Origin of the sequence: Desulfosarcina cetonica JCM 12296 (assembly GCF_001311845.1) — a bacterium.
GTDB lineage: Bacteria > Desulfobacterota > Desulfobacteria > Desulfobacterales > Desulfosarcinaceae > Desulfosarcina > Desulfosarcina cetonica.
This window is the reverse complement of the sequence record NZ_BBCC01000038.1, coordinates 1-22,129: the sequence shown is the minus strand read 5'-3', so window position 1 is coordinate 22,129 and position 22,129 is coordinate 1. Positions and strand designations below refer to the sequence as shown.

The 22,129-nt window shown below is 51.3% G+C and carries 26 protein-coding genes and 1 pseudogene; 11 read left to right on the top strand and 16 right to left on the bottom strand.

What is annotated here, in order from left to right; translation table 11 throughout:
• The first annotated feature begins 92 nt into the window (after positions 1-92).
• From JCM12296_RS11110 to mobA, 7 genes are all read left to right on the top strand, one after another.
• Positions 93-1,079: a DUF169 domain-containing protein gene (locus JCM12296_RS11110; protein WP_054692700.1), complete on the top strand. Its 987-nt coding sequence runs from the start codon at positions 93-95 to the stop codon at positions 1,077-1,079.
• A gap of 5 nt (positions 1,080-1,084) precedes the next feature.
• On the top strand, positions 1,085-1,450 hold the full coding sequence (locus JCM12296_RS11105) for a winged helix-turn-helix domain-containing protein (RefSeq protein ID WP_083456059.1): 366 nt from the start codon (positions 1,085-1,087) through the stop codon (positions 1,448-1,450).
• A gap of 120 nt (positions 1,451-1,570) precedes the next feature.
• Positions 1,571-2,200, top strand: a complete 630-nt coding sequence (locus tag JCM12296_RS11100; RefSeq protein WP_054692694.1) for an FmdE family protein — start codon at positions 1,571-1,573, stop codon at positions 2,198-2,200.
• Positions 2,201-2,297: 97 nt separating this feature from the next.
• Positions 2,298-3,236: a molybdopterin-binding protein gene (locus tag JCM12296_RS11095; RefSeq protein WP_246804156.1), complete on the top strand. Its 939-nt coding sequence runs from the start codon at positions 2,298-2,300 to the stop codon at positions 3,234-3,236.
• A complete protein-coding gene (gene moaA, locus JCM12296_RS11090; RefSeq protein WP_246804158.1) occupies positions 3,188-4,291 on the top strand; it encodes a GTP 3',8-cyclase MoaA in 1,104 nt (367 codons plus the stop codon). The genes JCM12296_RS11095 and moaA overlap by 49 nt, the downstream gene beginning before the upstream one ends.
• 49 nt (positions 4,292-4,340) lie before the next feature.
• Positions 4,341-5,558, top strand: coding sequence for a molybdopterin molybdotransferase MoeA (locus tag JCM12296_RS11085; RefSeq protein WP_054692690.1), 1,218 nt, complete (start codon positions 4,341-4,343; stop codon positions 5,556-5,558).
• Positions 5,559-5,579: 21 nt separating this feature from the next.
• The gene (mobA, locus tag JCM12296_RS11080; RefSeq protein WP_157067538.1) at positions 5,580-6,206 is read left to right on the top strand and encodes a molybdenum cofactor guanylyltransferase; all 627 of its coding nucleotides are present in this window, start codon (positions 5,580-5,582) and stop codon (positions 6,204-6,206) included.
• A 10-nt stretch (positions 6,207-6,216) separates the two neighbouring features.
• On the opposite strand, the gene mobB is transcribed toward mobA, so the two are convergent.
• The gene (gene mobB / locus JCM12296_RS11075; protein WP_054692683.1) at positions 6,217-6,738 is read right to left on the bottom strand and encodes a molybdopterin-guanine dinucleotide biosynthesis protein B; all 522 of its coding nucleotides are present in this window, start codon (positions 6,736-6,738) and stop codon (positions 6,217-6,219) included.
• Between the two features lie 315 nt (positions 6,739-7,053).
• Between mobB and JCM12296_RS11070 the strand changes: the two genes are divergently transcribed.
• Positions 7,054-7,788, top strand: coding sequence for a TetR/AcrR family transcriptional regulator (locus JCM12296_RS11070; protein WP_054692681.1), 735 nt, complete (start codon positions 7,054-7,056; stop codon positions 7,786-7,788).
• Positions 7,789-7,801: 13 nt separating this feature from the next.
• Here the strand turns inward: JCM12296_RS11070 and JCM12296_RS11065 are convergent, their stop codons facing one another.
• The 15 genes and pseudogenes from JCM12296_RS11065 to JCM12296_RS11010 form a co-directional block, all read right to left on the bottom strand.
• Complete coding sequence (locus JCM12296_RS11065; protein ID WP_083456058.1) at positions 7,802-8,692, bottom strand: ketopantoate reductase C-terminal domain-containing protein; 891 nt, start codon at positions 8,690-8,692, stop codon at positions 7,802-7,804.
• Positions 8,614-9,135, bottom strand: coding sequence for a ketopantoate reductase family protein (locus tag JCM12296_RS11060; protein ID WP_172683860.1), 522 nt, complete (start codon positions 9,133-9,135; stop codon positions 8,614-8,616). The genes JCM12296_RS11065 and JCM12296_RS11060 overlap by 79 nt, the downstream gene beginning before the upstream one ends.
• Before the next feature lie 153 nt (positions 9,136-9,288).
• On the bottom strand, positions 9,289-9,879 hold the full coding sequence (locus tag JCM12296_RS11055; RefSeq protein WP_054692672.1) for an indolepyruvate oxidoreductase subunit beta: 591 nt from the start codon (positions 9,877-9,879) through the stop codon (positions 9,289-9,291).
• Between the two features lie 24 nt (positions 9,880-9,903).
• Positions 9,904-11,274: a thiamine pyrophosphate-dependent enzyme gene (locus JCM12296_RS11050; protein ID WP_246804155.1), complete on the bottom strand. Its 1,371-nt coding sequence runs from the start codon at positions 11,272-11,274 to the stop codon at positions 9,904-9,906.
• The gene (locus JCM12296_RS44185) at positions 11,235-11,711 is read right to left on the bottom strand and encodes an indolepyruvate ferredoxin oxidoreductase subunit alpha (RefSeq protein ID WP_246804154.1); all 477 of its coding nucleotides are present in this window, start codon (positions 11,709-11,711) and stop codon (positions 11,235-11,237) included. The genes JCM12296_RS11050 and JCM12296_RS44185 overlap by 40 nt, the downstream gene beginning before the upstream one ends.
• Before the next feature lie 47 nt (positions 11,712-11,758).
• Positions 11,759-13,315 (bottom strand): class I adenylate-forming enzyme family protein, encoded by a 1,557-nt coding sequence (locus JCM12296_RS11045; RefSeq protein ID WP_054692663.1) that lies wholly within the window; start codon positions 13,313-13,315, stop codon positions 11,759-11,761.
• Positions 13,316-13,326: 11 nt separating this feature from the next.
• Positions 13,327-14,577: a 2-hydroxyacyl-CoA dehydratase subunit D gene (locus JCM12296_RS11040; protein ID WP_054692660.1), complete on the bottom strand. Its 1,251-nt coding sequence runs from the start codon at positions 14,575-14,577 to the stop codon at positions 13,327-13,329.
• A 63-nt stretch (positions 14,578-14,640) separates the two neighbouring features.
• Positions 14,641-14,886, bottom strand: a complete 246-nt coding sequence (locus tag JCM12296_RS50410; RefSeq protein ID WP_422698679.1) for a ketopantoate reductase family protein — start codon at positions 14,884-14,886, stop codon at positions 14,641-14,643.
• Positions 14,887-15,122: 236 nt separating this feature from the next.
• Positions 15,123-15,581, bottom strand: a pseudogene (locus tag JCM12296_RS50405) (ketopantoate reductase family protein); the annotation flags it as partial.
• Between the two features lie 89 nt (positions 15,582-15,670).
• Positions 15,671-16,540 (bottom strand): enoyl-CoA hydratase/isomerase family protein, encoded by an 870-nt coding sequence (locus JCM12296_RS11030; protein ID WP_172683858.1) that lies wholly within the window; start codon positions 16,538-16,540, stop codon positions 15,671-15,673.
• 155 nt (positions 16,541-16,695) lie between these two features.
• On the bottom strand, positions 16,696-17,874 hold the full coding sequence (locus JCM12296_RS11025; protein ID WP_054692652.1) for a thiolase family protein: 1,179 nt from the start codon (positions 17,872-17,874) through the stop codon (positions 16,696-16,698).
• A gap of 17 nt (positions 17,875-17,891) precedes the next feature.
• Positions 17,892-18,785 carry a 3-hydroxyacyl-CoA dehydrogenase family protein gene (locus JCM12296_RS11020; protein WP_054692649.1) on the bottom strand — a complete coding sequence of 298 codons (894 nt, stop codon included), beginning with the start codon at positions 18,783-18,785 and terminating at the stop codon, positions 17,892-17,894.
• Positions 18,786-18,796: 11 nt separating this feature from the next.
• A complete protein-coding gene (locus JCM12296_RS38190; RefSeq protein ID WP_157067537.1) occupies positions 18,797-18,955 on the bottom strand; it encodes a hypothetical protein in 159 nt (52 codons plus the stop codon).
• A 4-nt stretch (positions 18,956-18,959) separates the two neighbouring features.
• Entirely contained in the window at positions 18,960-19,199 is a 240-nt protein-coding gene (locus JCM12296_RS50400; protein ID WP_422698680.1) for an acyl-CoA dehydrogenase family protein, read from the bottom strand.
• Between the two features lie 475 nt (positions 19,200-19,674).
• The gene (locus JCM12296_RS11010) at positions 19,675-19,995 is read right to left on the bottom strand and encodes a hypothetical protein (RefSeq protein ID WP_054692643.1); all 321 of its coding nucleotides are present in this window, start codon (positions 19,993-19,995) and stop codon (positions 19,675-19,677) included.
• A 223-nt stretch (positions 19,996-20,218) separates the two neighbouring features.
• On the opposite strand from JCM12296_RS11010, the gene JCM12296_RS38185 reads away from it, so the two are divergent.
• The 3 genes from JCM12296_RS38185 to JCM12296_RS38175 all read left to right on the top strand — a co-directional run.
• Positions 20,219-20,806: a recombinase family protein gene (locus JCM12296_RS38185; protein WP_054692640.1), complete on the top strand. Its 588-nt coding sequence runs from the start codon at positions 20,219-20,221 to the stop codon at positions 20,804-20,806.
• On the top strand, positions 20,803-21,489 hold the full coding sequence (locus JCM12296_RS38180) for a recombinase family protein (protein ID WP_172683857.1): 687 nt from the start codon (positions 20,803-20,805) through the stop codon (positions 21,487-21,489). The genes JCM12296_RS38185 and JCM12296_RS38180 overlap by 4 nt, the downstream gene beginning before the upstream one ends.
• On the top strand, positions 21,435-22,129 hold a 695-nt coding region (locus tag JCM12296_RS38175; RefSeq protein WP_218188044.1), incomplete at its 3' end, for a hypothetical protein. The genes JCM12296_RS38180 and JCM12296_RS38175, both read left to right, overlap by 55 nt.

The window sequence follows — 22,129 nt, the reverse complement described above, 5'->3', positions numbered from 1 at the left end:
ATCCCTAAAAATTTTTAAAGTCGATGGGCAAAATTCGCCTATCGTGTTTTTGGGGAGCGTTCGTAAAACCGGATAGATATGGAGTCAGAGCAATGATTGACATCCAAATAACCATCGATCATGAAAAATGCACGCGTTGTGGTCAGTGTGTGGAATTGTGCCCAATGTCCGTTCTGGATTGGGTTGAACAAAACGGAAGGAAAGAGATATCGGCAACCCATCTTGAGAGGTGCTGGGCATGCCTGACCTGTGCTGGAAAGTGTCAGGTAAAAGCGATTTCCATTGAGCAGCACGAACAGCATCGAAAGTATATCGATAACGAAAACCAGACGCCTTTTCCAACGATTGCCCCTCAGGATGCCGCAATCTGCCAGGAATATGCCGAATCACTTGAGAGAATACTAAAATTGCGATCAAGGCCCGTGGCTGTAAATCTCATTGAGAAGGGCAAGCCGCTTCCCCATGTACCGGTGCCACGCCAACGGTTGCGATATTGCCAGGCATTGATCATGGCGCGGCGTGGATACAGCTTGTTGATGCCCGCATGGGCGCACGCCTGTCCAGATGGCACATCGATACTGGGCCTTTCTAAGGTTCCGCCCAAGCTGGCATCAGGAGAAATCTATGTGCAGCTTGGCAAGTTGGCCACGCAAGAGGCGGCTTCGCAGATGGTTGCAGAAAGGCCGCGGATTGCAGAGGACTCCATTCAGGCTACACTGGTCGCACCGCTTGACGAGGCCGTCATGATGCCCGACGTGGTCGTTATTATGGCGCCACCGGAAAGCATGATGTGGCTATGCATGGCTTCAACGTATTATACCGGAAGACGGATGACGTTCCGGATGAGTTCTTATAACGCCCAATGTGTCGAGAGTACGCTTTATCCATATACGACTGGTGAAATGAATACATCTCTTGGCTGCTACGGGTGCCGTGCCATTTCAGACATTGGTGAGGATACCATGTTCTTGGGCATTCCCATGAGAAAGATGCCCACCATCGTGGAGGGTTTAAAACAACTGGGGCGCAGGGCAATTCCCGATTGCCGGGCCAAAATATATTTGCAACCCATCCCTTGATACAAATGATGACTGAGCTAAAAAAAGAACTGAAAATTCGATCCAAAGTATGGTTGGAACTCGCCGGTGTACCCTTCTTCGGACAAGGCCGGCTGGCCATTTTGCGTGCAATTGACCACCATGGTTCAATGATCAAGGCCTCGGAAGAGACAAACATATCCTACCGTAGAATCCGGGGAATTATTCGAGAAATGGAAAAACATCTTGGGCGTGCACTGGTCGTATCCTGCCGTGGTGGAAAGCTCGGCGGGGGGACTGCAATCACCAGCACCGCAAGAGACCTAATTTACCGTTTTGAACAGCAGCAAATCGGTCTCCACGATAAGATGGACAAGACATTTGCGCGTTTATTTAGCGACTATCTCAGATGATGAGCGATTGTAAAATACAGCCCCGTATCAACGCGGCCCGTTTCATCCGGAAGGACGACCTGTCGTGATAGGCCGAGGAATACACAGTTTGATGTCAATGCCATGGATTGGAGGAACGTCATGAAATCATTCGATCAGCTGTTGAACGAATCTGTGGAGCGACACGGCCATTTGTGCGCCGGACAAGTCATCGGCGTGCGCATGGCCATGCTTGGATGCCGCTTGGTGGGCATTGAAGATCCAAAGGATGCGACCTACGCCAAAAAGTTGATTGTTTTCGTCGAGATTGACCGTTGCGCGACGGATGCAATTGAAAGCGTGACCGGTTGTCGCATGGGCAAGCGTACTTTAAAATTTAAAGATTTCGGAATCAATGCGGCCACCTTTCTAAATTTGGACACACATCGTGCGTTTCGGATCGTCTCAACAGAACGCTCCAGAGAATTATGCAAAGACTTCGCACCGACGGGCGTTGACCCGAAGCGGCAGCAAATCGAGGGATATAAATCGATGCCGGACGAACTGCTTTTTGATGTGCGGCAAGTTCAAGTCAGCCTCGGCGAATGGGATATGCCCGGGCCGCCGCGGCGCCACTCGGTTTGCACGCGCTGTGGGCAAATGGTACGCGACGGAAAAGAATTTAAGGTCGGAGACGAAACCCTATGCGGCCCGTGCAGCGGGGAAAGCTATTTTTATCCGGCGGGAGCAGGTAACAGTGTCGAATCAGAAACCTTAGTTGGGGAGGCATGAACATGATACAGGTCGTTAAAATCGAAGATTCGGTCGGTTTTCCGCTAGCCCATGACATCACGGAAATTGTTCCCGGTAAGTATAAGGCCCCGCCTTTATGAAGGGACAAATCGTTAAAAGAGACGATCTGGAGCATTTGCGCCGTCTGGGTAAGAATCATCTCTATATTTTACATCCCGAGCAATACGAAATGCATGAAGATGAAGCCGCTGTTGAACTCGCCAACGCCCTTTGCGGAAACGGCGTGAGTTGGAGCGGCAACCCGCGCGAAGGCAAAATCGAACTAAAAGCCAACTTCGATGGCCTTTTTAAAGCCGATGTGGATGCGCTCATGCATTTCAATACGCCTGGTGACGTGATGTGTGCGACCATGCACACGAACACCGTCGTCAAAAAGGGGCAACATGTGGCGTCCACACGGGCGATTCCCCTCTTGGTTCCTCGGGCAAAAGTCGAAGCGGCTGTCGTTGCAGCGCGGTCGGCCTCCCAAGGAGTACTCCGTGTGCTGCCCATGAAAAAGGCGAAAGCCGGCCTCATCATCACTGGCGACGAAGTCTATTATGGACGCATTGAAGATAAATTCGAAAAGATCATGCGCAAAAAGGTCGCCGAATTCGGCGGCGATGTCTGCGAGGTCGTCTTTTTGCCGGATGATGACCAGCGGATTTCCGAGACCGCTTTGCGGTTGGTCGAAAGCGGGGTCAATGTGCTCATCACCACTGGCGGAATGTCAGTGGATGCAGATGACCGGACCAGGCACGCCCTGAAAATGGCAGGGGCGCGAGACATCGTATACGGGTCGGCGGTTTTACCGGGCGCGATGTTTATGGTTGCTTATCTGAAGGATGTGCCGGTGTTGGGCACCCCTGCTTGCGGGATGTACGCGGCACGAACCATATTGGACTTGGTTTATCCGCGTGTTCTGGCTGGCGAAAAAATAACCCGTCAAGAAATTGCAAAGCTCGGACATGGCGGCCTGTGTCTCAAATGCGACGTTTGCCGATACCCCAAGTGCACCTTCGGCAAAGCGAATTGATCATCCAGCGTGTTTGTCTGGGGCCAGGCACCCCTTTTGATAAAAAACCGACGAGACATATCATGTGCAAAAGACTGATCGACCCATTCAACCGAACGATTTCATATCTGCGAATGTCCATAACGGACCGATGCAATTTAAATTGCTTCTACTGCAGGCCGGATAACAACTTCAAGCGGTTGTCGCATGATGATATTTTAACTTATGACGAACTCTTTCGATTGGCGACCATTGCAGCGAGTTTGGGCGTGGAAAAAGTCCGTCTGACCGGAGGAGAACCGCTGGTTCGCAAAGGGATCGTTGATTTCATTCCACGGATAACCAGTATCGCCGGACTCAAAGATGTTAGTTTGACAACCAATGGTGTCTTTCTCAAAGACAATCTGGAGAAGTTATATGCCGGTGGGATACGCAGGCTCAACATCAGTCTGGATACCCTTCGCAGGGACCGATTCGCTAAAATTACCGGTGGCGACCATTTCGATCATGTTTGGAAAACCATTGAACGTGCCACGGAGATGAATTTCAACCCCATAAAGATCAATATGGTGGTGATCAAGGGGGTGAATGATGATGAAGTCCTGGACATGGCGGCATTATCGCTGTCCCATGCTTACCATATACGGTTTATCGAATACATGCCCCTTGGTGCCAAAAGCGGGCGAGCCCGATCCAGAACCATCAGCAACTCAGAAATCCGCAGCCAGCTCGAAACCATCGGAGAACTGGTGCCCGTTTTGCGAAATCCGCTCAGCGGTCCGGCCAAGCGGTATAAATTTGCCGGCGCACCCGGGGAAATCGGTTTTATCAGCAGTATCAGCAATCATTTCTGCAAGACGTGTAATCGCATCAGGCTAACGGCCAACGGTGAACTGCGACCATGCCTGCTGCATAATATACAAGAGGACATAAAGACACCTTTGCGATCCGGTGCAACGGATGATGAATTACGGAGTATCTTTAGAAGGGTGGTCAATATGAAACCGACCGAACATTTGCTGGTATCGTCGAAAAAAATGTATTTGTCTGGGCAGATGCACATGATCGGCGGGTAATTCACCATGAAGCAAAACGGCGACGCTTTCTGATCGGAAAGGAACGGGTATGGTAAGAACGCTACCGATAGGCTTCGATGAAGCCCTTGCATTGACGCTTGAACATATTCACGCATTACCGCCGGAGTCCACGGAATTGTTGGATAGCTTTGGAAGGGCGCTGGCTGAAGACATTTTTGCCAAAGTTGACTCGCCATCCATTGATGCCTCTTTAAAAGATGGGTATGCCGTCATATCCGAAGAGGTGGCGCATGCGTCTGCCGGCCATCCGGTTGCACTAAAATTGGCTGGAAGTATTGGGGCCGGTGATCCAGTCATGACGCGCGTGACCCCCGGTTTTACCGTACGTGTTTTAACCGGTGCACGAATTCCTCCGGATGCCAATGCCGTTTTATCTGAAGAATTTACCGAGTGTGATGGATCTATGGTCATCGCTTCCAATAATGCGGAACCCGGAAGAAATATTTTGCCCAAAGGAAGTGATGTGGCCAACGGGCAGCTTATGGCGAAAAAAGGAAGTTTGGTCGTACCGGGCGTGGCCGGCCTTATGGCTGCTGCAGGCTATAGTCAATTGAATGTCGTTCGGAGTCCGACGGTTGCACTCATTTCAACCGGGAGTGAAGTCGTCGCACCTGGAAAACCCTTGCCCGAGGGAAAACTATACGCAAGCAATATGACAACGCTGGGCAGTTGGTGCCGGAAATATGGTATGCAACCGCTACTTTCCGTAGTGGAAGATGACCCGCACGAAATCTCTAAAGTTATCCAATCTTATTCGGCATCTGCGGATGCGATTGTAACCAGTGGCGGGGCATGGACCAGTGATCGTGACTTGGTGGCGCGGATATTGGACGAACTGGGCTGGAAACAAATATTCCACCGAATTCGCATCGGACCGGGTAAAGCGGTTGGATTCGGGATTTTGAATGACAAGCCCGTGTTTATTCTTCCTGGCGGCCCACCGTCCAATTTAATGGGATTTCTTCAAATTGCGCTGCCCGGTTTGTTGACACTGGCCGGGCATGGCTGCCCGCACTTACCGATGGTGCACGTTAAGCTTGCAGAAGAGATCAGGGGGCGACACGCGGATTGGACCCAATTCGTGTTTGGTGTTCTTACGCCTGGTGAGGATGCCCCTGTGTTTCATGCATTGACGGATAAAAGCCGTCTACGCTCGATGGCTGAGGCGCATGCGGTCGTATCCATCCCTGAAGGGAAGACCTTGCTCCCGGCTGGCATTACCGTAACAGCCCAACATATAGAATAAATTTTACCAGGGACGAAGTCATTGATCGATCAACGATACCGACACCAATGCAGCGCAGTCGTTTTAAGTGGCGGGTTGAATACCCGCATGGCTGGTCGCAATAAGGCCTTTTTAAAAGTTGGCGAACTCTCAATTCTGGAAAGACTGCTCAATTGTCTGGATTCTAAATTCACAGAAATTCTATTAGTTACAAGGCAACCCGAGGTGTATGCCGATATACCGATTCGTGTGGTCCCCGACCTTTATGAGATCCGCGCGTCCCTTACCGGCATTCACGCTGGTTTGAAGCAATCCAGTGCGGAACATGCTTTTATCGTGCCTTGTGACACACCATTTCTTCTACCGGCGGTTATTCAATTGTTAATTGACGCCCTCACTTCGGATGTGGACGTCGTGGTGCCGCATGTCAATGGATACTATGAGCCACTGTGTGCCATCTATTCAAAACGCTGCATTCCGCTCATAGAAACACAACTTAATCGGGGGAACTATAGAATTTATGACTTTTTTGATTTGGTAAAAATCAAGACTTTGTCAACCACGCAAATTGCCGCAGTTGACCCGGACCTCATCTCCTTTTTCAATGTAAACACACCGGAAAAACATTCTCTCAGCCATACATTATGCCAGGCACGCATCGGCGGATAAAAACGTTGCCTTAAAGGTTTTTATTTTTGTGTGAAACGGGAAAGCGAGTCAAAATAAAATTCATTATCGCATCAATATCATTCATGCCAAAATTGGGCACACCAAGGTCAACCGGAACGTCTGACACCACGGCAAGCAAATTGTTCGACGCCCCTTTAACATGAAGGGGCGTTTGATGCGCCGTGCTCCGGAAAACTTCAATGCTTGGCTTGCCGGATCGTTTGTATCCTTCCGTTAATACAAGATCCATATCATCAAAGTAGGTATCAACGATTTCGTCCAGTGAAAGTTCCTCCTTTACATCTTTAATCAGGGAAAGCTTCCAGGGGGAAGAAATAGCCACCGTTAAGGCGCCAGCACGTTTGTGACGCCAAGTATCTTTTCCTTCATGGTCGATTTCAAATCCATGGGAATCATGTTTGACGGTGCCCACGCGATATCCATTTTTAAGCAATGCAGGGATCAATTTTTCGAGCAACGTCGTTTTTCCACTATTTTTTTTGCTGACAATAGAAAGGATTGGAGGTGTCATGGCCGCCTTTTTTAGATGGGTAATCGTTAATTGTTATCCAGTTGACTGATCCGCTTTTGTGGCTCAGTTAATCCATATTTAGTGCAATATAATCGGGTTACGCTGACAAGTGATGATGCATGGGGTCAAAACGGAATCCATTCACAAACCATAGGGGGGCGGGCTGTATTGACAAAAATATCCAAATGATATAAACAATAAGTCATAAAACGACAATATAATTTTATACACGACATATTATCACCCGCCGGCCGATCCAGAATTTCAAGTGCGGGCCCCCATAATTTTTTTAATAAGCAATCCGAGTCAAATCGTATGAAACGAAGTGGACCCAACAATAAGCGGAAAGAAAAAATCGACCACATTCTCAAGAAGGCCACCGAAGCCTTTTCGCAAAAAGGCTACGATGGCGTGAGCGCGGACGATATCGCCACCGCCGCAGGCATGAGTAAACGAAGCATGTATTATTACATGGGGGACAAGGATACCCTTTACCGTGCTGTTGTGGAGGAAATCGAATCGGGGGCGAAGGTGGCGCTGAAAAAAACCATGAAACAGTCCGATGCGCTTACCCCACACGAAAGGCTCTATAAATACATTCATGCCATCGCACAGATTGTGAAAAATAATGAGATTCACTCGGTAATTGTCAGAGAGCTACTTTCAAACAATACATTTTTACCACAATGCTCCATCGAGGAGAGTATCGGGCTGATTTGCAAATTCATCGACGAAACGATCGAAGAGGGAGTTAAAGAAAAAGTATTCATCAAGGCAAATCCCATGGTCAGCGGGATCATGATTCGATCCGTTTTTGTTTATTGGCGAATCGTTGCTTGCCACATAAACAAAGATTCAAAATATTATGGTCAATACGTCGCAAAATATGGGACCGAAATTTCGGATGCCTTGGTTGATGACGTCTACCAGATGTTTGTCAGAATCTTATCGGAACCAAACCCAAGCGTGGAACCGAAAATGAAACCCAAAATCCGATCCAAAAACAGATTCAGATACAGATTGATAAAAGTTAGAAAAGATGCAGCATAGCGCACATTCCTGCCTATTTACGCAAAAAAACCATCTCTGATAAGCTCGCAACGACCTGTTCATCTTGGGTTAGCGCAACTTTTACCCGTGCTATGCGCCCCTGGGTGTCGATTACCCGAGCTGACGCGATTACATCCTTGGCCGGATTGGCCGCGTGAAGGAATTCGATATCACAGCTCAGCGGCAGGCCCACATGGCCCAAGGAATTGGCCGCAGCGGCCATGACCTGCTCCGCCAGCATAAACAACGCACCGGTATGCGTGTAGCCGAGAAAATTGGATAGCTGCGACGTACCGGGCAGCTTGGCCGTGGTCCGGCCGGGCTCGAATTCGGTAAAATGAATCGACAACGCGCGGGCCAGGGGAGAGGTTTCCAGCGTCTGGCGCAGGGCGTCCAGGTTCTCGTTCTTGATGGCGTCACGCACGGCATCGGGCTCACAGGCCGATTCGACCACGGAAAGCTTCTGCCGGTTGCGTTCCTCGACCCCCCGGGTCAGCCATGACACCGCCTCGTTATAGGGCGTAGGGATGTTGAACCGTTTCCCTTCGGAAACGATTATTTCGTTGAGGTTGCCGATCTCCGTGGGGCGTCCGGCTTCCACGTCTTGAAGCATGGATACCTTGTTGTCCTTGGTGGAGGCAAAGGCCTTGAGAGAAAAGGCCAACGGATCCTGCAGCTCGGGAAAGTCGATACCCTTGGCACGGGCCACCTGGGCCAGTTCCTGGCACAGGGCATTGATGATGTTGACCGACTGTTGATGCTGGATCGCTGTACTACCGGTGAGACCGGTCAGGGCGGCAACCACGTTGGTGGAGACGTTGGCGATCAGTTTTTTCCAGATGACGCTGTTGATATCCGGCGTGGCATGCACGTCCAGGCCCGTGCCCTGGAACTGATTGACCATGTTTCGAAAACTGGACGAACCACGCCGTCATAGGGGCCAATAACCAGCAAGGGACCCAGGCCGCCCACATATCGCACCTCGTTCATGCTTATCGGCATACCCGAGTGCGCGGTAATGCCGCCAACCACCCGTTCCGGGCCCACCGCTTCGGCAATGACCTCCAGATTCCCCAGCCCGTTTTGAACCGATAGGATCGCGGTGTCCTTGCCGATCATTGGCAAAGCGCCCTTGATGGCAGACCGGGTATGATACCCTTTGACCGCCACCATCACCACATCCTGGATGCCAACCGCGTTAACATCCGAGGTAATGGTGATCCTTTCATGGGTGCGTTTCCCATCGGGCCACTGCATCCATAAGCCTTCCTTGTCAATCAGATGGACGCGCTCGGTGAGCACTTCGATCAAGGTTACGGAAAACCCTTTTGCGCAAAAGACTGCCAAAAATGGATCCCAGGACCCCTGCTCCAACGATGGCTATTTCCATGGCACAGTTCTTATCTTGTGGGTTGGCGGCGTAATGGGAATAGACCCTACCATCTTATCGTTTATCCATTCGGGAACAGCCGAATCTGATTATTTCAGGGTTGGCACGAACTAATTCAGCCCGCGTCCCCGGTCAAAGGCGACGATATTCAACTCTTTGAACTTGGGTGGTACCCGGTTGGCGATGACGGTTTTCCAACCGTCTACAGAAAGGTCCAAAAAGGCCGAGGCAATACCTAACAAAATGGTGTTGACGAGCCTGGGATTGCCGAGTTCCTTCGCAATCAGTTGGGCATCCACCAAGATCGAATGATCAGCGCCCTGACGGATAACCGATACCGCATCCTCCGGGTAACGGCCCATCCCCGCATACACTGCCGGAGGGATGATTTGCTGGAGGTTGGCGATGACTCGGCCTTTTGGCTTTAAATAATGCATCCATCGGACCGTTTCGGCCAGTTCGAATGAGAGCAAAATGTCTACCTCACCCTCCATGATCATCGGAGAGTAGACTTTCTCACTGTAGCGCACATGGCTGGTCACCACGCCGCCACGCTGGGACATGCCGTGAATCTCACTCTTCTTGGTGTCAAAACCGCTGAACATGGCCACGTCCGAGAGAATTTCGCTGGCCGTGATCACCCCCTGGCCGCCGGTGCCCACCACCAACACGTTGGTCGTCTTTGTATTCTCACGCTTCATTGTTCGTCTCCTGTCTCCCGGTGATTAGCCGGCCACCACGGAAATGGCGTTTTGTTTGCAAACCTGTTCGCAAAGGGAGCAGCCGTAACAGGTAGCGGCGTCGATGCGCGCGTAGTGACGCTCCTTCTTGCCCTCTTCATCCGGGATGATCCCGCCCTGGGAAATGGACGGGCAACCCAGTTTCAGGCACATCTTGCAGCCGATGCAGGCCGCCTCGTCCACCACGCGTACGGCTTGGGGGTCTTGACGGAAAAGCTGGATGCAGGGGCGCTTGGTGACCAACACGCTGGGTCCGTCGTAATCAACTTCTTCCTTGAGCGCCGCCAGGGTTCCCTCAAGGTCAAAGGGATCGATTTCCCTGACCCGCGTGCAGCCCATGGCTTTGACCAGGGAAATGATGTCCACGGCATTGGTATCTTCCATCTGCAGGGTCTTGCCCGTGCCGGGATTCTGTTGCCCGCCGGTCATGGCCGTGATGCGGTTGTCCATGATGATCACGTTCACGTTACCCTTGTTGTAGATCACATCCAAAAGACTGGTGATGCCCGAGTGAAAGAATGTGGAATCGCCGATGGTGGCAAACACCGGCCGCTTGTCCTCGATGCCGGCCTGGGCCACGGCTTTGGCCGTACCGTGGGCCATGCTGATGCTGGCGCCCATGCAAAGGGTGGTGTCGATGCTCTGCAATGGTGGCAGCACACTTAAGGTATAGCAGCCGATATCGCTGTGGACGAGGGCCTTCATTTTATTCAGGGCGTAGAACAGCCCCCGATGCGGGCAGCCGGCGCAAAGTAGCGGCGGACGAGGCATTTCGCTGCCCGGCGCCTTTTCCCGGGCTGCCGGCAGATCAAACGGCAGCATGCCGGCTTTGGCAAAACCGGCGGCCACGGTGTCCGGAGAGAGTTCGTCCAGTTTGGAGAACAAGGCCTTGCCCTCGACAGCGAGCCCCATGATACGGATCTCATCCTCGATATAAGGCTCAAGCTCTTCCACCACGAGCAACCTGTCCACCTTGGCGGCGAATTCCCGAATCAGGGTGGCGGGCAACGGAAATGTCATCCCCAGTTTGAGCACCGACGCTTCGGGCAGGATCTCCTTGACATATTGGTAGGCGATGCCGCTGGTGATGATCCCGACCCGCGTGTCGTTCATTTCCATGCGGTTGAAGGGGCTTTTCTCGGATACGGCCGTAAGCTTTTCTTCTCGTTCGAGCACCAGGGGATGCCGCAGTTTGCCAAAGGCCGGGATCATGACGAATTTTTTCAGGTCCCGTTTGAATCCCTCGGCCTTGGGGATCGGGGCCTGATTTTCCACATCCGTATCAACGATCGCTTTTGAATGGCAGACTCGGGTCGTCATGCGCAAAAGGGTCGGCGTGTCGTAGGATTCGGACAAGCGCAGCCCTTCCGCACCATGGCCTTGGCCTCCTGGCTGTCGCTGGGCTCCAACATGGGAATTTTGGCGAAGCGTGCATAATACCGGTTGTCCTGCTCGTTCTGGCTGCTATGCATGCCCGGATCATCGGCGCACACGATTAACAGACCTCCGGTAATACCGGTGTAGGCCAGGGTCATCAAGGGGTCTGCAGCCACGTTCAGCCCCACATGTTTGGTGGTGAATAGCGTGCGGACACCGGTCATGGCCGACCCGATCGCCACTTCCAGGGCCACTTTCTCATTGGGCGCCCACTCGGCATATACGCCGTCATAGGTCGCAAAATTCTGCAGGATCTCCGTGCTCGGAGTTCCCGGGTAGGCACTGGCGACCTTTACACCGGCTTGGTACGCGCCTAGGGCCACCGCTTCGTTGCCTGATAGGATATGCTTGTTCATCTATAAATTCTCCAGTCAATGGGTTGCGGGCGCATTGGCCGTTACTTCTAGTTCGTGTATCTGTCTTTTAATTTCCGGTGCAGGATCTTACCGGTGGTCGTGCGGGGCATTTCATTGCCTTTGATAAAAATGATCTCCTTGGGACGCTTGTAACCGGCTAGTTTTTCTTGACAGCAGGATTGAATATCCGCCGCGTTAACACTGTTCTCGTCGACGCCTTCCTTGAGGGTCACCACGGCCACGATCTTCTCGCCCCACTTTTCGTCGGGCAGGCCGATGCAGGCGCAGTCGAACACGCATTCATGGCTGCCGATCGCCTCCTCCACCTCACTGGGATAGACGTTTTCCCCGCCGGTAATGATCATGTTGTCCTTGCGGTCGACGATATAATAGTAACCGTCTTCATCCCGCATGCCCATATCACCGGCGGAGAACCAACCGTCCTTGAAGGATGCGGCGGTTTTTTCCGGCAGCTTGTAGTATTCGTCAAACAGTGTGGGGCCGCATGAATAAATCTCGCCCACCTCACCGGCGGGCACCTCCTTGCCCTGTTTGTCCAGAATTTTGATAAAATCGGTGCCAAGCAGCTCCCGCCCGATGGAACCGGTTTTGACCATTTGGTCCTCGGGTTGAAGCACGGTGACCGATCCGGCTTCGGTGGAACCATACCCTTCATAGAGTTCGGCATTGGGGAAAAAGTCCATAATTTCCCGTTTCATCTTGCGCCGCACCGGTGCCGACGAGCAGAGCAGTTTGCGGATGGAGCCGACGTCGCGACGCCGGTTTTCCTCATCCACATTCAAGATCAGGTTATAGTGGGTCGGAATCAGGGAGATGAAGGTGATCCGCTCCGCTTCGACGATGCGCAGCACCTCCGGCGCCCGAAACGCCAGGGCCGGATGGACATAGACCGAGCCCCCGAGATAAAGAAACAAAAACGTGTAGAACGTCGAATTAATGTGGCACAAGGGCATGACGTTCATGCAGTAGTCACTATTGTTGAATCCCATGTCCAAACCGTTGATCAGGTAAAAGGAGATGTGGGATTCGTGGGAGCGGATCACCCCCTTGGGCTTGCCTGTTGTACCGGATGTATACATCAAGATCCACGTGTCACTGGGAGCTACCGTATCGTCAGGTTCATCGTCCATATTGCCGGCGATGAATTTCTCGTACGCCATGTAGCCTTGTACTTCACTTCCCACCGCCACGTAATGGTTTGCGGGGATATTGGAAAGACGCGACTTGATCGGATCAATAACGTCGGTGAGCTGGTCCTGCACCACCATGGCCTTGGCATCGGCATTGTTGACGATGTATTCCACCTCGGGGCCCACCAGCCGGAAATTGATCGGCACAATAATGATGCCGGTCTTGGCCGTGGCCAGGTAAAGCTCAATGATTTCGATACAGTTATCCATGAATACGGCGATTTTATCGCCTCTGGAAAGGCCCAGTCCCTTGAGACCGTGGGCCAGCTGGTTGACCCGCTGGTTGGCTTCGGCATATGTATAGCTGCGCCTTTGGTCCTTCAAGGCCAGCTTGCGGGCGTATCTCCTCGCATTGACCTTGAACTGTTGGCCCAGATTCATCCAATGCGCCACGGTTCACCTCCTTATTTCGTTTCTTCCAGTTGTTCGATAAAGGCTTCGATATTGGTCCGTGTCTGTTCATCGGACAAACACCGCAAGTCGTTCAAATCACCGTCGATGATCAAGAAGGGAATGCCGTTTTTCTTGGACATGCGTTGCGGAAGGCCGTACAGACAATTGGTATTGTTGGGACAGGTGCGGGCATTGTGGTAGATAATGCCGTCACAGCCGAAACATTCGAGTTTATTTTGGATGTAGTTTTCCTTGTAAGCATCGTCGCGGGTGATGAACAGCTCGGTATAGGCCCGGGCCATGCTTCGGAACGGATCCGACGCATCCAGGGCCGAGAAAATCCAGCTGCTGCAGTAGGTGGAGGCGACCACATTGGCACCGAGTTCGGCAAACATCGTGGAATGCATGCCCAGGCGGCCCCACACCGGCATGCCATCCCAGTATATACGGTGTTTCTCCTCATCGACGAGGGCGCCCTCGCCGGCCGCCACACGCGATTCCAGTTCTTCCAGAAGCAGGCGGTAGACATCCACGGCTTTTTGCGTGCCGCGTCCCACCACCGCCGGCCCCATGAGGGTCGTGCCGTCGAAAAAGGTCAGGGGTGCGGGTAGGGCCGAAGCGGTGGCCAGGCATTTTTCCCACAGGTCCGAGCACTGCCGGGACAAGGCCACGGCATGTTTGAAAACATCCATGTCGAGCTTGCGGCCAGCCACCGTTTCCAAGGGCTCCACCAGGTCTTGGATTTGCGTGGCAATGGAAGCGATGTGGGCATCGGTGATGTCGCCCACCGACCGATGGGATTGGATACCGATCACCGGGACGTTGAAGTGAACGCCATACCACCTGAACCAATCCTGGACATCCCGGCACTGGTTGGTGTTGTAGACCAGAATGTCCGGCTTGGGCACTTGGCTGATTCCCTTGAACGCCGTGGCCAGAGGAGTGACGCCCTTGACAAAGGCCCCGATGTCGGCCGTCAAGTACGAGCAGATCTCTGGTGAATAGCCCATGGCGGTGGTCGTGGGGATCAGGTCGGTGGCCATGCGCGTAGTCCCCAACATGGCCGAGTGGGTTTCGGGAAAATAGATTTGATAGCCCATGCCACGCAGCAGTTCTGCCGGCCCCACACTCGTGCACCAGGCGATCTTCTGCTCTCCGGAACGATCCGCTTCATCCAGCGCATGGTAGTATTCGGCCATGAACCGTGACAGGTCCTTTGCTGAATCGAGCCTTTTCAATACCTTCTTTTTCTCCACAGGCATGATTTTCTCTTGTTTGTATTGGGTTTTGATCGTTACCGCGCAAAAAGGGATCGCCTTTCAATATCATTTGGCGGAATAAGCCTTGTCCAGTTCCTTCACCAGATTTGTCATTACGGTATAGTAAGGCACGGAAACTCCTAATTCACGAGCATATTTAACAACCTTGCCGCCCAGAAAATCGATTTCGGTGGGATTGTTTCTTTCCAGATCACCGCACATTGAATCCTTGTGGATGCCCACCTTTTCCAGATATGCGAATGCGTCGGTAAGATATTTTTCACCAAGATCATATCCCTGCGCTTTTGCCACGGCAAGCGCTTCCCGAAAGCAAACCTCGCAATTTCTCTTGCCGGCTTGGATGCGAGGGCATCTTTAATACTTTTGTCGGTTACCGCGCAGATCGATGCCATGGTGCATTTCAAAATCATTTTTTTCCATACGTAGAGCTTTATGTCATCAACCAGTTCGGTATCCAGCCCTGCACGGGTCAGTAGTTCGGCAATTCGTTTGCCGATTTCCGTGTTTGTCTTATCCAAACATCCAAGGTGATTGGGGCGATTAAAAAATGCGGCCTCCACCTCTCCCGGTTTCTTCAATGCCACACCGAAATTAAGGCTCATCCGGAAAGCCGCGCCAGCCCCAAACGTTTTAGCGATCATGTCTTCAGTCCCCAGGCCGTTGTGGGTGCTGATGATTTTTATTCCCGGTTTGGCAATCGATTTCAAATCTTCTAGCACGGATGGCAGATAAAATGTTTTCGTTGCGATGAATACGATATCCGGAGCATCTTCTTCCATTTCCGATATCTTGCTACAAAAATGGGTTACCGGTACGGATGGATAAGAAATTTCTCCCGTGATGTTGAGTCCATTTTCGAGAAGTTTGTTTTTCATTCCGGGGGCGGGATCAACGAGTATGGTATCCGGACGTTTTTGGAGGAGCGCGGCAGCCAGGACCGATCCCGTTGCACCAATACCCACCACTGCAATTTTCTTGTCTTTCATGATCATCCTCCCCTATATTAGTTTGGTTCGATTAGCGTGTAATGATAAACGCATGAACAGGTCGGTGATATCCGTACCGACCTGTTTGATCATCTGTCCTTGAATACCGGCTTGCGTTTTTCAATGAAAGCGCGGGTGCCTTCTGCAGCATCTTCACTGAGCAGGATTTCACAAAAGCAGTCACGTTCATAGTCGATCCCTTGATATAAGGAACGATTGCCGCCCTGATAGACCAATTGTTTGGCTATTTTCAGGGCTAAAGCGCTTTTACTGGTCAAGCGGGAAGCGAACGCGTCGATCGCATCCCATAATTTGTCCGGTGCAACCACCTGGTTTACCAAACCGATGCGCAGCGCTTCGGCCGCATCAATGGGATCGCCTGTACTGATCATTTCCAGCGCCTTGGTGGCACCCACCAGTCGCAGCAGACGTTGACTTCCGCCGCCACCGGGAATGATTCCCAGCTTGATTTCGGGAAGGGCGAATTTGGCGTCCTGGGAAGCAATCCGGTAATCGCAGCCCATGGCGACCTCGCACCCAATGCCAAAAGCCAAGCCATTGACCGCGGCAATCGTCGGTTTCGGGCAGTCCTCCAACATGGTGGGATTGAACGTGGCTTCAAGTGATGACCGGATATGCGCCCTATCCCCCTTCTGATTCCAATCATTGAGCATGTTGATGTCCGCACCGGCCATGAACGCGTTTCCGGCACCCGTGATAACGATAACCCGTACTTCATCCGTGCCGATCAATGTTTCAAGACCTGCCGTCAATGTTTCCGAAACCGAACGATTATAGGCATTGAGGACTTCGGGGCGATTGAAAATCAGTTTCCCGATCGCACCGCAAATTTCAACTCGTGTGGTTGGGTTTTCCATTACTTTCGCTCCTGATATGGTTGAACAGTTGTCAATAGAAAAACTTATCCATTCCAAAAAAATTGGGTCGATGATTTTCATCGAGCGTTTGGATAGAGGCGGGGTCCGCAATAACGACGGTTGAGCACTCTGATATATAGGGTTTAAGAAAATGTTTGTGGCAAGGCCAGAGGGAGGAAGCTGTATAATAATACCGCGACAACCGATAACGCAGCCCAAAAACATTTCCTTGAAGTCTATAGCCGTTCAATCATGATGGCAAATCCATGGCCGCCGCCCGCGCAGAGCGTGGCGAGCCCTTTTTTCACATCCCTTTTCTGCATCTCGTAGACCAAGCTGACGACCAGGCGGCATCCCGTGCATCCCACCGGGTGACCCAATGCAATGCCGCTGCCGTTCACATTGGTGATCTCCCGATTGAGTTCCAGCCCCTTTTCACAGCTCAAATATTGGGCGGCAAAAGCTTCGTTCAGTTCGATCAGGTCGATGTCGGCCATGGACAGGCCGGTTTTCTTCAGAAGCATGCGGGTCGCCGGAACTGGGCCGATACCCATGATGTTCGGGTCGACACCGGCGACTGCGTAGCCGATAATCCTGGCTAACGGTTTAGCACCGGTTTCTTTTACCTTGTCACCGTCCATGAGAATTACTGCCGCGGCACCATCGTTGATTCCCGAGGAATTCGCCGCGGTCACGGTACCACCTTTTTTGAAAACCGCTGGCAACCCGGCCAGTTTTTCCATGCTCAAGCCGCGCCGGGGATGCTCATCGGTGTCGACGATCTTGGGTTCACGCCCCCGCACGGGAATCTCAACCGGTGTGATTTCGTCCTTGAAGCGGCCCGTGTCGATGGCGTTCAAGGCCCGAGTCTGACTGGTCAGGGCCAATTCGTCCTGGGCTTCCCGGGTAATGTTGTCCCGCTCGGCCAAATTTTCCGCGGTCAGCCCCATGCCAACCCCGATCGGGTATTCCTGCATTTGCTTCCATATCAAATCCACGAGTTGGGCATGTTGCAGTCGTTGTCCCCATCGACCCGCCGGCAGGATGTAGGGCGCATTGCTCATGCTCTCGACCCCGCCGGCCAAAGCGACTTGGGCATCCCGGTTGCGAATGGCCAGGAATCCGTTGATAATCGCCTGCATTCCCGATCCACAGGTGCACGACACGCTGATGGCCGGTGTTTCGGATGGAATCCCCGATTTAACCGAGGCGATGCGGGCCACATTGCTGGCTATGGGATCCATGCAATTTCCCATGGTCACCAGCTCTAATTGTTCTTTTTCAATGCCGGCGCGATCGATCGCCGCCGTCATCACGGTCATGGCCAGCTCGGTTGCCGACATGGTTTTCAACGCACCACCAAATTCACCGACGGGTGTTCGGGTGGCCCCGACAATAAAGACCTCTTTCTCCATATTATCCTCCACAGGGATTAGAATTGACCCTCGGCCATCCAGGGTACGGGTTTCTTGGGATCGGACCAATCATAGAACCCCCGACTGGATTTGAGTCCCCGGTTGCCGACCAGTACCATTTTTCTCAAGATCGGGGGCGGCGCGTATCGCGCATCGCAATATTCCTCGAACATGACCTGGCAGGCGTTGTAAATAACATCCAGACCGATAAAATCCGCAAGCATCAACGGCCCCATGGGATGGTTGCAACCCAGCTTCATGGCCTTGTCGATGTCACCGACGCTGGCCACACCATTGGCCGCGGCATGCATGGCATTGAGCATGAAAGGGGTCAGCAGCAAATTGACAATGAATCCGGCCTGATCCTTGGCGAGGACGGGTACCTTCCCGATGGATTTGGCGAAGCTCAATGCATCCTGAATAACATCCGGTTCAGTCGAAAGGGTCTTGACGACCTCGACCAGCGGCATCAGTGGCACGGGATTGAAAAAATGCAGGCCCACGAAGCGTTGTGTTCTTTGGGTCGCCGCCGACATCTCGGTAATCGACAGGGAGGATGTGTTGCTGGCAAAGATGGTTTCGGGTTTGCAGATGCCGTCCAGGGTATTAAACAATTCTTTTTTAATTTCGATCTCCTCGAAGACAGCCTCGATGATCAGATCGCAATCCTTCAAGTCCGCCGTATTCAGGGTGCCAGACAGGCTGGCGAGCATATTCCGAGATTCCTCTTCGGAAATGGATCCTTTTGCGGAAAGCTTGGCAACGCCTTTTTCAACCCGAGCAAGGCCTTGCTCGAGAAACTGCTCGCTGGATTCCTGCACGATGACATGATAGCCGCCTTGAAGGATCACTTGCACGATTCCTGATCCCATCGCACCGCAACCCACGACTCCAACGTGTTTGATGGTCATTTTTTCATCTCCTAAAAGAAGTATTTTTTTGTCTTGAGTACTTTTTCAGCAATCTGTTTTTTACATGTGACAAGCACATGGGCCTCATGAGAAAGCGGACCGTATGTGTGGGCCTCTGGTGCAAGGTCAACATTTTCTACCGCCCGGGTCACGTGGGTGGCCGCTTCCATCAGTTCAAGTCTTCCCTGATTGGTCAAGTCTTCCCTGATTGGCTCTTTGAATCAGGGTCCGAGCAACCAGAAGACGATTGATTTCGTTGGTGCCTTCAACGATTCGGTTGATCCGGGAGTTTCGGTAGGCGCGTTCTGCCGGGTATTCGGTGGTGTAACCGGCGCCATCCAGAATCTGAACCCATTCATCCACACAGAAGTCAAGGCACTCACTACTGTATACTTTGGCCGCAGAACACCTGATGGCATACTCTTTTATGACCGCGGCGGTTTCAGTTGTTATGCATCGTATCAGTCATGCTGTTTGAATACCGCGGGAAAGTAGCGTTCATGTCTGGGCGAACCCACGTAGAAGCGCATCAATTTATACGCCGGAAATTATTGAACCAATTAAAGTTACTTAATAGTGCCACCTATAGGTGTAATTATTAAAGGATCGAATCGTTGTCAAGCCTTTTTGCCGGCCAATGAAGGAATTTGTATGCCTGCCATTTTCGGTGCTGTCGTATCGGGCATCAGGATGTCGAACATTTTTTCCAAGATATAGAAGGTGGGGGATTAAATCGGCGGTCACACACTGGTTCAATTGAATAGGCAACAAAATAAATCTTTGAACTTATCCACTGCTGTCCAAAATAATCGGAAATTCAAAATCGCTCTTTGGGAATACAACCGTTTAGCATTTGAAAACCTTCAAATTCAGAATCAGGTCCCCATTTTCAATTGATGCTGTCCAAGACCTTTGAAGGGAAGTAGATTTTGGACAGACTCGGGCGTATGGGGAGAACATCGAAGGGATGATCGATCCAGTCCCATAAATCCCGGTAAGTAAACAGATTCCAGCGGAGAAAGGCCTCCAGGTTGGACAGCGACCAGCCGAACTTGGCTTTGAAGCTGAGATACTTGATCAGCAGCATGGCGATCAATGCTGTCCAAATCTGGATGAATAATGCATTCTCGGTGGTCCCGACAAAGGTCTTCACTTTCAGATTCTGCTTGAGGGCCTTGAAAAACAGCTCAATGCACCATAGTAAATACATCTAAAAATCTCAAATTGACAGATTCCTTTGAATCTCCTATCGTTAGCAGAAACGCACTATTGTCGCTGGTTGCGTTGGTCAGGAGGCTACATGAGCTTAGAGATTCAAGTAACTCCGGTGGAGTGGACGATTATCCCAGAGGAGCGACAGGAACGGATAATCGCATTAGTAGGACGACTACTGAAACGTCAAATGCAAACGCAAACAGTAGGGAGGTCCTCAAATGACCGGAATTTGTCAAGAATCGATATTGACGGCCCCCTTCCACAATGGGAAAATACTGGGAAATCACATAGATCGTCTTGCTCTAATTTATGTTCGTCAGTCAACCATGCAGCAAGTCGAACGACATCAGGAATCCACGCGGCTCCAGTACGGTCTTGTATCTCGAGCGACTCAATTGGGTTGGCCGTCTCAACGAGTGATTGTCATCGATGAAGATCTTGGCCGGTCGGCAACAACCACAGTTGGTCGACCGGGGTTTCAACGTTTAGTTGCCGAAGTTGGTTTAGACCATGTAGGGATTGTTCTTGGGATAGAGATGTCTCGGTTAGCCCGTTCCAATCGAGACTGGCACCAGTTGCTTGAGATATGTGCCCTTTTTGGAACACTGATTGGCGATCTTGATGGCATATACGATCCATCCGACTATAACGACCGCTTGTTATTGGGATTAAAAGGCACCATGTCGGAAGCAGAATTGCACATACTAAAACGACGAATGCTGGAAGGTAAACGCGCCAAAGCACGACGTGGTGAACTTGGTATGCAAGTACCATGGGATATATCCGGCGTCCGTCGGGAGAAGTGATAAAAGATCCGGACGAGCAAGCCCAAGACACCATCGAGATGGTTTTCAATCTGTTTAAACGGTACGGAACCTTAAACGCTGTTTTACAGCATTTTGTCCGCAATGGCATCCAGATGCCGAACCGAGTAAGATCTGGACCGGCTAAAGGTGAACTTAAGTGGGTCAGACCCAATCGTCCGACGTTGAGTAACATATTGCACAATCCAATTTATGCCGGAGCTTACGTCTACGGGCGTCGGCCGACGGTTACCAAAAAGAAAAAGCCCGAGAGGCCTTCAACAGGCCGAGCAGTAGCTATGTTTGGTCAGTGGGAGGTGTTATTAAAAGATCACCTTCCTTCTTATATTACTTGGGATCAGTTTGAGAAAAATAGATGCCAGTTGGAATCCAATACCATCCAGGGAACTGGTGCTCCGCGAAATGGACCTTCTTTGTTATCCGGGCTGCTTATTTGTGGCCGATGTGGAATGAGAATGTCCACTCAATATAGTAATAACGGAAACGGATTACGGTACAATTGCAGCCGTTTGATGGTTGATTATGGAGAGCCGCTTTGCCAATCTTTGGTAGGAGAGCCTTTGGATGAACTAACGACGATTCTTGTATTTCAATCACTTGAACCGGCGGCTTGGAGATTAGTCTCAAGGTTGCAGAAGATATTGAGTCTGAACGCAGTCAAATGAGAGCTCATTGGGAGAAAAAATTAGAACGAGCGCGCTATGCAGTAGAAAGAGCATTTCGTCAATACAACGTTGTTGAACCGGAAAACAGGTTGGTTGCTCGTTCGTTAGAAAAGCAGTGGGAAGAGGCCCTTGTTGCAGAAGAAGAATTAAAAATGGAATATGAGCGATTTTTATCACAACAGGCCTCTCCTTTGTCAAAAGAAGAGCGCGAAGCAATACGACAGTTAGCAGTTGATATACCCAAAATATGGAATGCAGACAGTACGACTCCTGCAGAGCGACAAATGATAGTCCGTCAGTTAATTGATCGTATTGTTGTAACGGTTCAGGGAGAAACAGAAAAAGTTTCGGTAGAATACCATTGGGCCGGCGGCCATAAGACCCAAGCATCTTTAATTCGACCCGTTGCCCGGTTAGAGCAGTTGAGCTACTATCCTGATTTGCTAAAGCGAGTTGCGGATTTGAACGGCCAAAAAAAGAGTGCTAAAGCGATTGTGCATATATTGAATGAAGAAGGGTGGCGACCGGCCAAGCGCCGGAATACATTTAATAGATATATGGTGCATAGTTTGCTTTCTCGCCAGGGTTTGAGAAGTTCGAAAAGAAAACGGCCGTCAGATGAAATTGTTAAAAATGCGAA